Source organism: Paracoccus simplex (genome assembly GCF_042648325.1).
Lineage (GTDB): Bacteria > Pseudomonadota > Alphaproteobacteria > Rhodobacterales > Rhodobacteraceae > Paracoccus > Paracoccus simplex.
This window is the reverse complement of sequence record NZ_JBHRXE010000057.1, coordinates 1-10,209: the sequence shown is the minus strand read 5'-3', so window position 1 is coordinate 10,209 and position 10,209 is coordinate 1. Positions and strand designations below refer to the sequence as shown.

The 10,209-nt window shown below is 68.7% G+C and carries 14 protein-coding genes; 4 read left to right on the top strand and 10 right to left on the bottom strand.

The features are described 5' to 3' along the window. The 10 genes from ACFOMP_RS17910 to ACFOMP_RS17865 form a co-directional block, all read right to left on the bottom strand. On the bottom strand, window positions 1-702 hold a 702-nt coding region (locus ACFOMP_RS17910; RefSeq protein ID WP_379033081.1), incomplete at its 3' end, for an isocitrate lyase/PEP mutase family protein. A gap of 99 nt (window positions 703-801) precedes the next feature. Next, window positions 802-1,758: an MBL fold metallo-hydrolase gene (locus ACFOMP_RS17905; protein WP_289894616.1), complete on the bottom strand. Its 957-nt coding sequence runs from the start codon at window positions 1,756-1,758 to the stop codon at window positions 802-804. A 127-nt stretch (window positions 1,759-1,885) separates the two neighbouring features. Further along, a complete protein-coding gene (locus ACFOMP_RS17900) occupies window positions 1,886-2,533 on the bottom strand; it encodes a pseudouridine synthase (protein WP_379033078.1) in 648 nt (215 codons plus the stop codon). Continuing rightward, window positions 2,530-3,156 carry a LysE family translocator gene (locus ACFOMP_RS17895; protein ID WP_289894618.1) on the bottom strand — a complete coding sequence of 209 codons (627 nt, stop codon included), beginning with the start codon at window positions 3,154-3,156 and terminating at the stop codon, window positions 2,530-2,532. The genes ACFOMP_RS17900 and ACFOMP_RS17895 overlap by 4 nt, the downstream gene beginning before the upstream one ends. A gap of 49 nt (window positions 3,157-3,205) precedes the next feature. After that, window positions 3,206-3,601 (bottom strand): GFA family protein, encoded by a 396-nt coding sequence (locus tag ACFOMP_RS17890; RefSeq protein ID WP_379033075.1) that lies wholly within the window; start codon window positions 3,599-3,601, stop codon window positions 3,206-3,208. Further along, the gene (locus ACFOMP_RS17885) at window positions 3,579-4,031 is read right to left on the bottom strand and encodes a GAF domain-containing protein (protein WP_379033072.1); all 453 of its coding nucleotides are present in this window, start codon (window positions 4,029-4,031) and stop codon (window positions 3,579-3,581) included. The genes ACFOMP_RS17890 and ACFOMP_RS17885 overlap by 23 nt, the downstream gene beginning before the upstream one ends. Before the next feature lie 31 nt (window positions 4,032-4,062). Then, window positions 4,063-4,437, bottom strand: a complete 375-nt coding sequence (locus ACFOMP_RS17880; protein ID WP_289894621.1) for a hypothetical protein — start codon at window positions 4,435-4,437, stop codon at window positions 4,063-4,065. A 104-nt stretch (window positions 4,438-4,541) separates the two neighbouring features. Next, window positions 4,542-5,363, bottom strand: a complete 822-nt coding sequence (locus tag ACFOMP_RS17875; RefSeq protein ID WP_379033069.1) for an NAD-dependent epimerase/dehydratase family protein — start codon at window positions 5,361-5,363, stop codon at window positions 4,542-4,544. Beyond that, a complete protein-coding gene (locus tag ACFOMP_RS17870; protein WP_379033066.1) occupies window positions 5,360-6,196 on the bottom strand; it encodes a glycosyltransferase in 837 nt (278 codons plus the stop codon). The genes ACFOMP_RS17875 and ACFOMP_RS17870 overlap by 4 nt, the downstream gene beginning before the upstream one ends. An 8-nt stretch (window positions 6,197-6,204) precedes the next feature. Further along, a complete protein-coding gene (locus tag ACFOMP_RS17865; protein ID WP_289894623.1) occupies window positions 6,205-7,422 on the bottom strand; it encodes an NAD-dependent epimerase/dehydratase family protein in 1,218 nt (405 codons plus the stop codon). Window positions 7,423-7,572: 150 nt separating this feature from the next. Here ACFOMP_RS17865 and ACFOMP_RS17860 point away from each other — a divergent pair, with 150 nt between their 5' ends. From ACFOMP_RS17860 to dnaQ, 4 genes are all read left to right on the top strand, one after another. Continuing rightward, complete coding sequence (locus tag ACFOMP_RS17860; protein WP_289894624.1) at window positions 7,573-8,019, top strand: RrF2 family transcriptional regulator; 447 nt, start codon at window positions 7,573-7,575, stop codon at window positions 8,017-8,019. A 165-nt stretch (window positions 8,020-8,184) separates the two neighbouring features. After that, on the top strand, window positions 8,185-9,048 hold the full coding sequence (locus tag ACFOMP_RS17855) for a shikimate dehydrogenase (RefSeq protein WP_289894830.1): 864 nt from the start codon (window positions 8,185-8,187) through the stop codon (window positions 9,046-9,048). Further along, on the top strand, window positions 9,045-9,641 hold the full coding sequence (gene coaE / locus ACFOMP_RS17850) for a dephospho-CoA kinase (protein WP_289894625.1): 597 nt from the start codon (window positions 9,045-9,047) through the stop codon (window positions 9,639-9,641). Before ACFOMP_RS17855 ends, coaE begins: the two co-directional genes overlap by 4 nt. Beyond that, a partial coding sequence (gene dnaQ, locus ACFOMP_RS17845; protein ID WP_379033060.1) for a DNA polymerase III subunit epsilon occupies window positions 9,634-10,209 on the top strand: 576 nt, incomplete at its 3' end. The genes coaE and dnaQ, both read left to right, overlap by 8 nt.

The window sequence follows — 10,209 nt, the reverse complement described above, 5'->3', positions numbered from 1 at the left end:
GAAAGAGCCGCCGACGCTGATCCGCCGCACCCCGGCCTGCGCCAGCTCGGTGACCGACCATGTCGGACCCGACAGCCCCATGACCACATTGACCGGCTTGTCGACGGCGGCGCAGACGGTGCGGATCGCCTGCAGGTCCGGCAGGCCCGGCGCGTAAAGCACATCCGCGCCGGCTTCGGAAAACGCCTGCAGCCGCCGGATGGTATCGTCCAGGTCGGGCCGGCCCCACAGGAAATTCTCGGCCCGCGCCGTCAGCAGGAAGGGCAGGCCCCGCGCCGCCTCGGCCGCGGCCTGGACCCGCGCGGCCGCCAGGGACAGGTCGTGGATCGGATCGTCGGCATCCCCCGTCGCATCCTCGATCGAGCCGCCGACCAGCCCCACCCGACAGGCCAGCCGGATGGTTTCGGCGCAGGTTTCCGGTGTGGCACCGAAACCGTCCTGCAGATCGGCCGAGACCGGCAGCTCGGTCGCGCCGACGATCTCGGCGGCATTCTGCAGGATCTCGTCGCGACCAAGCTCGGCGATGGAATCCAGCTTGCCCTTGGAAAAGGCGTAGCCGGCGCTGGTGGTGGCCAGCGCCTGAAACCCCAGGCTGGCCAGCAGCCGGGCCGAGCCGGCATCCCAGGGATTGGGCATGACGAAGGCGCCTTCCGCCCGGTGCAGCGCCTTCAGCGCCTCGAACTTCGCCCGTTGATCCGGCATCACGGCTCTCCTGCAAGGGTTCCGGCGCGATTCTGGCGGGCTGGAACCAATTATCACCGGTTTTCCCGGCCCCCTGGGGCCATAGCAGGGCGCCGGTCGTCAGCCGAACTGATAGGTCGCCGGCACGAAGCGGAACGACCCCTCGCCGTTCGGGGCGATGAAGCCAAGCGCCGGGAAGGGCATGTGATAGCCGATGAAGGGGATCTTCTCCTTGGCCAGCCGGGCCAGCACCGCCTGGCGGGTGGCGGCGCCCCGTTCCTTGTCCACGTCGAAGCGCACATGCCAGTCCGGCCGCTGCACCGAATAGACGTAATGGTTGAAGCTGTCGCCGGTGATCAGCAGCCGCTGCCCGTCGCTTTCCAACAGATAGGTGGTATGGCCGGGGGTGTGGCCATGCGCCTGCTCGGCGCGGATGCCGGGCAGGATCTCCTCGGTGCCCTCGATCTGCCGCGCCTTGTCCAGCAACGGCAGCACCCTGGCGGTATAGGCCTCGCTGGGATTGGCCGCCCAGTAATCGTTCTCGGGCCGGGGCAGGATCAGCTCGGCATTGGGAAAGGCCGGGGTCTCGCCGTCCATCAGCCCGCCGATATGGTCGGGATGCATGTGGGTCAGCACGACATGGGTCACATCCTCGGGCGTCAGCCCGGCCTGCGCCAGCGAAGCGGCGTTGTTGGCTGGAACCATGCCGGTGTCGAACAGCACCAACATGTCGGCGGCCCGCACCAGCGTCGGGGTGAACGAGCTGCCGCTGCGGTCGGCGGGAATGAAATTCTCGGCGCTGAGGCTTTCGAACGCCGCCGGCTCGGCATTGAGGCCGAAGGTCCCGATCGGATTGTCGCTCATGCTGGCGCCGCCCAGCAGCGTCGTCACCTCGAAGCCGCCCAACTGGACGGTGCTGGCGCGGCCGACGAAAACCGGCGCCTCGCCCGCCGGCTTGGCGGGCGCGGTCTGGGCGGGGGCGGCGGTCTGGGCATGGGCGGGCAGCCCCAGCGCCAGGGGCAATGCGCCGCCCATCGCCATGGCGCCGCGGCGGGTGGTCTTGAACAGTCCGGCCATCAGTCCTCTCCCTCTGCCGATCTGAGCGCCCAACCCAAGCCGGGGCGGCAAGGTTCCGCCGGCCGGCGGCTTCTTCGTTGCCCAAATACCCATGCGGCCGTGCCGCTGGGCCGACGGCCGGACCGGCTCAGAACGGCGCCGGGGCGGAAAAGCCTTGCATCACCCCGGTTTCGGGATGCTTGAAGCGCAGGCTTTCGGCATGCAGCATCAGCCGCGGGAAATCCGCCGCCGCGCCGGTGGCGTAAAGCGGATCGCCCAGGATCGGGTGGCCCAGTTCGGCCATGTGCACGCGCAGCTGGTGGCTGCGGCCGGTGATCGGCATCAGCCGCACCCGGGTCTCGGCATCCGTGGCCTTCACCACCCGCCATTCGGTCTGCGCCGGCCGGCCCTCGGCATGATCGACCTTCTGGCGCGGCCGGTTCGGCCAGTCCACGATCAGCGGCAGGTCCACCATGCCGGTCTTCGGCTCCAGCCGGCCCCAAAGCCGCGCGACATAGGTCTTTTTCGTGCGCCGGTCCTCGAACTGCCGGGACAGGTGACGCTGCGCATGCGGGGTCAGGGCAAAGACCATCACCCCCGACGTGTCTAGGTCCAGCCGATGCACCAGCAGCACGGTCGGAAAGGCGGTCCGCAGCCGCTCGATCAGGCAATCGGCGCGGTCCTCGCCCCGGCCGGGGACCGAGAGCAGGCCGGCCGGCTTCTCGACCACCAGGATCTCGTGATCGGCATGGATCACGCGCGGCTGTTCCGCCGTCGGCTGGTAGAGGAAGCTCATTTCCAGACCAGCCGCAGCGCCAGGCCGGCGAACATCACCGCGGCGATGCGGTTCACGATGCCCAGCCGCTTGCCGATCACCTGGCCGGCGAAGCCGCCGACCAGGCCATAACCCATGGTGACCAGCATGCCCGACAGGGTGAACATCAGTCCCAGCCCCAGGATCTGCTGCCAGATGGGACCGTATTCCGGCCGGGTGAACTGCGGCAGGAAGGCCAGCAGGAACAGCACCGGCTTGGGGTTCAGCAGGTTCGAGAGCGCGCCGCGGCGGATGATGTTCCAGGTCCGGCTGGCGGCGCGGGCCCGGGGATCGACCTCGCCGGCGGTCCAGCTTTTCCAGGCCAGGAACAGCAGATAGGCGGCGCCGGCATATTTGATCGCCACCAGCGCGCCGGGATGGGCGGCGACCAGCGCGCCCAGGCCCACGGTCGCCATCACCACATGGCAGACCACGCCCAGCCCGACGCCGAAGCCGGCCAGCGCCCCGGCGCGCGGGCCGTTCTGGATGCCGCAGGCGCTGGCGAAGAACACGTCCTGTCCGGGCGCGAAATTCAGCACCAAAGCCCCGGCCATGAAGGCCAGAAGCTGTTGCAACGGAAAATTCGCCAGCGTGTCCCAGATCATCGCGCGCCCCCTTTTCCTGCCGCCTAGGCCGGGCGGCGCGCCGCGTCAACTATTCGCGCGGATCCTGCGGCAGCCCGTCGGCGATATCGTAATAATCGCCCTTGTCGGCGACGAAGATATGGCCCAGCAGCCGCAGCCCGGTCGGGCTGTCGATGGCGCCCGCCGCCACGTCGATGATCTCGGAGCCGTCGCGCTGCCAGAACAGCGAGCTGCCGCAGTCCGGGCAGAAGCCGCGCCGGGCGAAGTCCGAGGCGCGATACCATTTCGGCTGCCCCTCGATCCGCAGCGATTTCGGCAGGATGGCGGCCCAGTAATGCCCCGACCAGCGCCGGCACTGGCCGCAATGGCAGGCCTTGAGATCCTTGCCGGCGTCATAGGTGCCGCGGAAGCGGATGGCGCCGCAAAGGCAATGGCCGGTGAATTCAGTCGCGTCCGAAGGTGGCATCCAGGATCTCCTGCAGGCGGTCGGCGTCGTCTTGCGTGAAAGCCTCCGGCCGGTCGCTGTCGATGTCGAGCACGCCGATCAGCCGTCCGCCCGGGCCGATCACCGGGATCACCAGCTCGGACCGGGTCGAGCTAGCGCAGGCGATATGGCCCGGGAAAGCCTCGACATCCGGCACCAGCTGGGTCTGCCGCGTCCGCGCCGCCGCGCCGCAGACCCCGCGCGAGAACGGGATCGCCAGGCAGCCATGGCCGCCCTGGTAGGGGCCGATCTTCAGCATCTCGGGCGCGGTGACGCGATAGAAGCCGGTCCAATCGAAACGCGCGTCCGAATGGTGGATTTCGCAGGCGAGCGTCGCCATCAGCGCGACCTCGTCGGTCTCGCCATGGGTCAGGGCGCGGATGCGGGCGGCCAGGTCGGCATAGTCGGGCATGGCGCGACACTAGCGGCCCGGCCGCCGCCTGTCACCCCGCCACGCGCCAGTAGCTGATCGGCATCCGGGTCAGCGGCGACAGCGCCAGCCCGGCGGCGGTCAGGCACAGCAGCGCCGTCCCCGCCAGCCCGGCGACATGCGGCAGCCCGAATTGGCAGGGCACGAAGATCGCGCAGCCGGCCACCAGCGGCGCCCAACCCTCGCAGCGCGAGCGCAGGGCCAGGCCCGCCCCCAGCAGCGCCAGCGCCAGCGCCGCCCAGGACAGGGGGCCGAAAATCCGGCCCAGCATCACCAGGTCGATCGCCCGCAACGCGGGCTGCGCCGAGGCGACGACGGTCGAGCAGGCCAGGAAAAAGCCGGCCATGACCGCGAAGGACAGGCCGCAGAGGATCGAAAGGACGCGCATCGAAAACCAACCCACCGATGACAAAACGTACAAAACCCGGCGTCACCATGTGCAGAGCCGCGATGCCGTCGCAAGAAGAACGGAACGCATCGGCGAAATTCTGCCTATGGTTGTATTTCGGTTAAAATTTTAGGCAATTCCTGCAGGAGCAGCGCCCTTCCCCCCGGCTGCCAGTCCAAGGCCTGCAGCCGGGCGCAGAGCGGGCGGCGCAGCGGACCGGGATCGGCGCGGGCGGGCAGCGGCGTGGCGCAGCCGGTCAGCCGCGCGACCTCGGCCAGCAGGTCGCGGCGGTCCAGCACCAGGTCGCTGACATTGTAGCTGCCCGCCATGGCCGGATCTGCCAGCACCAGCAGCACGGCGCGGGCGAAATCGGCGCCATGCACCTCGGTCGCGAGGCGCGGGGGCGGGGTGATGCCGCGCAGGAAATCCGCGATCAACCCGGCCCATTTCTGCGGCTTGCCCGGCCCGTAGATGCCGGTCGGGCGCAGGCTGGCGGTGCGGAAACCGGGACCGGCCATGGCCGCCAGCGCCGCCTCGGCCCGGGCCTTGACCTGGCCGTAAAGGTTTGTCGGGGCGGGGGAAAGTTCGTCCGGCAGCGCCATGCCCCCGGGATGGCCGTCATGCACGGCGCGCGAGGACAGGAAGATCACCCGACCGACGCCCTGATCGCGGGCGGCGCGGAACAGCGCCAGCGAGCCGTCGAGATTGGCGCGGATGAAGCCCTGCGGATCCGCGCCCTCGCCGCCGCGATAGCGGCCGGGAAGGTGGTGGAAGGCGGCGTGGATCAGCGCATCTTTTCCTGACAGATCAATGGGCTGTCCCAAGCGCCAGCCGGGCAGGGGATCGAGGTCGTGGCCGGCCTCGACGGCGGCGCGGGCGATCCAGCGGCCGACGAGGCCCGAGGCGCCGGTCAGGGCGATTCTCATGGCCGCGGCGGGTCCGGAAGGTCGCGCGGATCGGGCACCGGCCCGGCGCCGGCATGGGCGTGCCAAAGGTCGATCAGTGGGCGCAGCGCTTCGGCCTTGGCGTGATTTTGCCAAGGTTTTTCATACTGATAGTGCAGGACGCGGATGTCCTGCCAGCGCCAGAGTTCGGGCAGGTTCAGCCAGACATATTGCAGCATATTGTCGAAAACCGGCAGGCCGTGCCAGTTCGGGAAGAAATGTTCGAGAAAGGTCTGGTCGGTGCGGCGCCAGAAGCGGCCGGGCTGGTCGAGTTCGGACAGCATCCGCGCGAAGGTTTCCGGCGACGGACGCGCCGTGAACACCCCGGAATTCAGCCGGTGGAAATCCGCGAGGCTCTCGTAAACATTTGGCGCGGCTGAAAATTCCGGGTAGTCGAACAGCCGGTCGATGTTTTGCAAGACCAGCGCGTCGGCGTCGATGAACACCACGCGGGCATAGTCGAGCTGCCAGAGCCGCAGCTTGACGAAATTGTCCAGCGGCGTGTGGAAGGGCGGCTTTTCGCCCTTGGTGAAGGGGGCGATGCCATGCACCCGGTCGCGGGCATGCAAGGCGTTGAAATCGCTGGAGGTGGGCAGCAGATCCGCGTGCACGGCGCGTACACCGAGCGTACACAGATCGTCGATCAGATTCTGCGGCAGCTCGGTATAGAGCAGCACCAGGTCGGCCGTGGTGCCGGTGCGGATCAGCGACTTGAACAGCGCCCGCGCCCCGGTGACGTAATCCGGGTTGGTCGCCAAGGTGACGAAGGCGCGGTCGGACCGCGCCTTGCCGGTGAGGTGCAGACCCTCGGTCATGGGCGGGTTCACGATACGGAACGCAGCCGCTTGTGTTCGGGGTCGTGCTCGACGCGCTTGGCGATGTCCTTGGTCCAGGCCGAGACCGCCGGCACCCGCGAGCGGTCGATGCGATGCGCGTATTTGCGCGCCACCTCGACCACCTCGGAGAGCAGGCCCTCGGCCAGGGTGATCGGCTGCAGGCCCAGCGCCAGGAACTGGTCGTTCTTGACGATCAGGTCGTTCTCCTCGGCCTCCTTGCGGGGGTTGGGCAGCCAGGCGATCTCGGCCCCGGTCAGCTTGGCGACCAGCTCGGCCAGGTCGCGGACGCGGTGGGTCTCGGTCATCTGGTTAAAGATCCGCACCCGCTCGCCCGCCGCCGGCGCGTCCTGCAACGCCAGCTCGATGCAGCGCACCGAATCCTGGATATGGATGAAGGCGCGGGTCTGGCCGCCGGTGCCGTGCACGGTCAGCGGATAGCCGATGGCGGCCTGGATCAGGAAACGGTTCAGCACCGTGCCATAGTCGCCGTCATAGTCGAAGCGGTTGATGAGCTGCTCGTGCCGGCGGGTCTGGTCGGTATGGGTGCCCCAGACGATGCCCTGATGCAGGTCGGTGATGCGCAACCCGTCGTTCTGGGCATAGAACTGGAACAGGATCTGATCGAGCGACTTGGTCATGTGATAGACCGAGCCGGGCCGCGTCGGATAGAGGATCTGCTGGTCGCGCGGGCCGGCGGGCGTGTCGATCTGCACGTCCAGATAACCCTCGGGGATCGGGGCGCCGACCGAGGAATAGCCATAGACCCCCATGGTGCCCAGATGCACCAGATGCGCGTCGATGCCGGTTTCCACCAGCGCCGCCAGCAGGTTATGCGTGGCGTTGGTGTTGTTGTTGACCGTATAGACCTTGTGGCGGTCGGTCTTCATCGAATAGGGCGCGGCGCGCTGCTCGGCGAAATGGATCACCGCATCGGGGCGCTGCTCGGCCAGCCAAGCCTTGAGGCGTTCGTATTCCGTGGCCAGGTTCAGCAGGTGGAAATGGATCCGCCGGCCGGTCTGCTGGTGCCAGATCCGGCAGCGTTCCTGGATCGAATCCATCGGGGTCAGCGACTGCACGCCCAGTTCGGTGTCGATCCAGCGCCGCGACAGGTTGTCCACGATATGGATTTCGTGGCCCAGGTCGGACAGATGCAGGGCGGTCGGCCAGCCGACGAACCCGTCGCCGCCAAGAACTGCGATGCGCATGATGGTCTCCTTCTGCTGCGCGGCAGGAATGCGCCGACAATGTGACAAAACTATGACGTTCTTACGATGGTTCCGTGGCGATGCCAGCCCGGCACGCGAAATCTTGCCGAAAACATTGCATGATGTGACGGGGATCACTAAGGATTCGCTATGATCTCGCAGAAAACGAAATACGCGATCAAGGCCTTGATGGCACTTGCCGATGAGGTCGCCGCCGGCGGCAATGCCCTGACGATCGAGGAGATCGCGCAGCGCTCGGGCGCGCCCAAGCGATTCCTGGAACATATCATGCTGGAATTGCGCAATGCCGGCTATGTCGGCTCGCGCCGCGGCCGGGCGGGGGGCTATGTGCTGATCAAGCGGCCGGCCGAGATTTCCATCGGCGAATTGCTGCGCCAGGTGGACGGGCCGATCGCGCCGCTGCCCTGCCTGTCGCGGCGGTCCTATCAGCGCTGCGAGGATTGCACCGACGAGGCGAGCTGCCGGCTGCGCAAGATGTTCGGCCAGGTGTTCTGGTCCTATCTGCTGCTGATCGAATCGCTGACGCTGGAGGATCTGGTGGCCGAGGGCGGCCTGCCCGAGATGGGCGTCGTCTAGGCCGCCGGGCCCGCCCGGCACGCGGAGGTTGCATTCCTGCCATGGCGGCCGGGCAAGGCGGCGATACGGCTTGACCCCGGGCCGGCCGGGTAGCAGTTGTGATCGAACCGATCCATCCCGATGCCGGGCGATCCCCGCTTCGGAAAGCAGCGCAAGGTCGTCACCATGTCAGACAGCCCGAACCCGCAGAAACCCGCGCCGCCCCGGAACATTCCGCTGGCCGGGGTGATCGGCTGGCCGGTGGCGCATTCCCGCTCGCCCCGGCTGCACGGGCACTGGCTGGCCCGCCACGGCATCGCCGGGCATTACGTGCCGCTGCCGGTGATGCCCGAGCATCTGGCCGAGGTGCTGCGCGCCATGCCGCGCATGGGCTTCGTCGGCGCCAATGTCACCATCCCGCACAAGGAATCGGTGCTGGCGCTGGCCGATGTCGTCACCGACCGCGCGGCGCTGATCGGCGCGGCCAACACGCTGATCTTCCGCCCCGACGGCAAGATCCATGCCGACAATACCGACGGCTACGGCTTCATCGCCAATATCCGGCAAAGCGCCCCGGACTGGATCCCGGACCTGGGGCCGGCGGCGGTGATCGGCGCCGGGGGGGCGGCGCGGGCCGTGGTCGCCTCGTTGCTGGAAAGCGGCGTGCCGGAGCTGCGCCTTGCCAACCGCACCCGCATCCGGGCCGAGCAGATCCGGGCCGAGTTCGGCGCCAAGGTGGTGGTCTATGACTGGGCGCAGGCCGGCAACATGCTGGAGGGGGCGATGACGGTGGTCAACGCCACCTCGATGGGCATGGAGGGCAAGGAGCCGCTGCGGGTGCCGCTGGACGCGCTGTCGCCCGACGCGCTGGCGACGGATCTGGTCTATACGCCGCTGATGACGCCCTTCCTGGCCGAGGCGCAGGCGCGCGGCTGCGAGATCGTGGACGGGCTGGGCATGCTGCTGCACCAGGCCGCGCCGGGCTTCGAGCGCTGGTTCGGCCAGCGCCCCGAGGTGGACGAGGAATTGCGCCGGGCCGTGCTGGCATGAGCTTCCGGCTGGGCCTGACCGGCGGCATCGGCATGGGCAAGTCCACCGCCGCCCGCATGTTCCGCGAGCTGGGCCATCCGGTCTGGGACGCGGATGCGGCCGTGCACCGGCTTTATGCGCCGGGCGGCGCCGCGGTGGCGCCGGTGGCGGCGGCCTTTCCCGGCGTGCTGCGGCAGGGCGGCATCGACCGCGCGGCGCTGCGCGCGGCGCTGGCCGCCGATCCCTCGGGCTTCCAGCGGCTCGAATCCATCGTGCATCCGCTGGTGGCCGAGGATCGCGCCGGTTTCATCGCCGCGCATGAGGACGCGCCCATCGTGGTGCTGGACATCCCGCTGCTCTACGAGGGCGGGTCGCAGGCGCAGATGGACGGGGTGGCCGTGGTCTCGGCCCCGGCCGAGCTGCAGCGGGCGCGGGTGCTGGCCCGTCCCGGCATGACCGAGGAGAATTTCCGCCTGATCCTGGCGCGGCAGATGCCGGATGCGGAGAAGCGGGCGCGGGCCGACTGGGTGATCCCCTCGGCCACGCTGGCGGGCGCGCGCGCCGCCATCGTGGACATCTGCGCCCGGATCATGGCAGAACGCGGCCATGCGTGAGATCGTCCTGGATACCGAAACCACCGGCTTCGACCCCGATACCGGCGACCGCATCGTCGAGATCGGCGCGGTCGAGCTGATGAACCACCTGCCCACCGGCCGGACCTTCCACGTCTATGTCAATCCCGAGCGCCCGATGCCGCAGGAGGCCTTCGAGGTGCACGGGCTTGGCGACGATTTCCTGCGCGACAAGCCGAAATTCGCCGAGATCGCGGCGGATTTCATCGCCTTCATCGGCGAGGAAGCCCGGCTGGTGATCCACAATGCCGGCTTCGACATGAAGTTCCTGAACGCCGAGCTGCGGCTTTGCGGCTATCCGGTGATGCCCTACAGCCGCGCGGTGGACACGCTGGACATCGCCCGCAGCCAGTTCCCCGGCGCGCAGAACTCGCTGGACGCGCTGTGCCGGCGCTTCCGCATCGACAATTCGAACCGCACGCTGCACGGCGCGCTGCTGGACAGCGAATTGCTGGCCGAGGTCTATCTGGCGCTGCGCGGCGGCCGCCAGCCGGGGCTGGTGCTGGACAGCGGGCCGCTGGGCGCGGGCGCGGGGCCGGGCCTTCAGGCG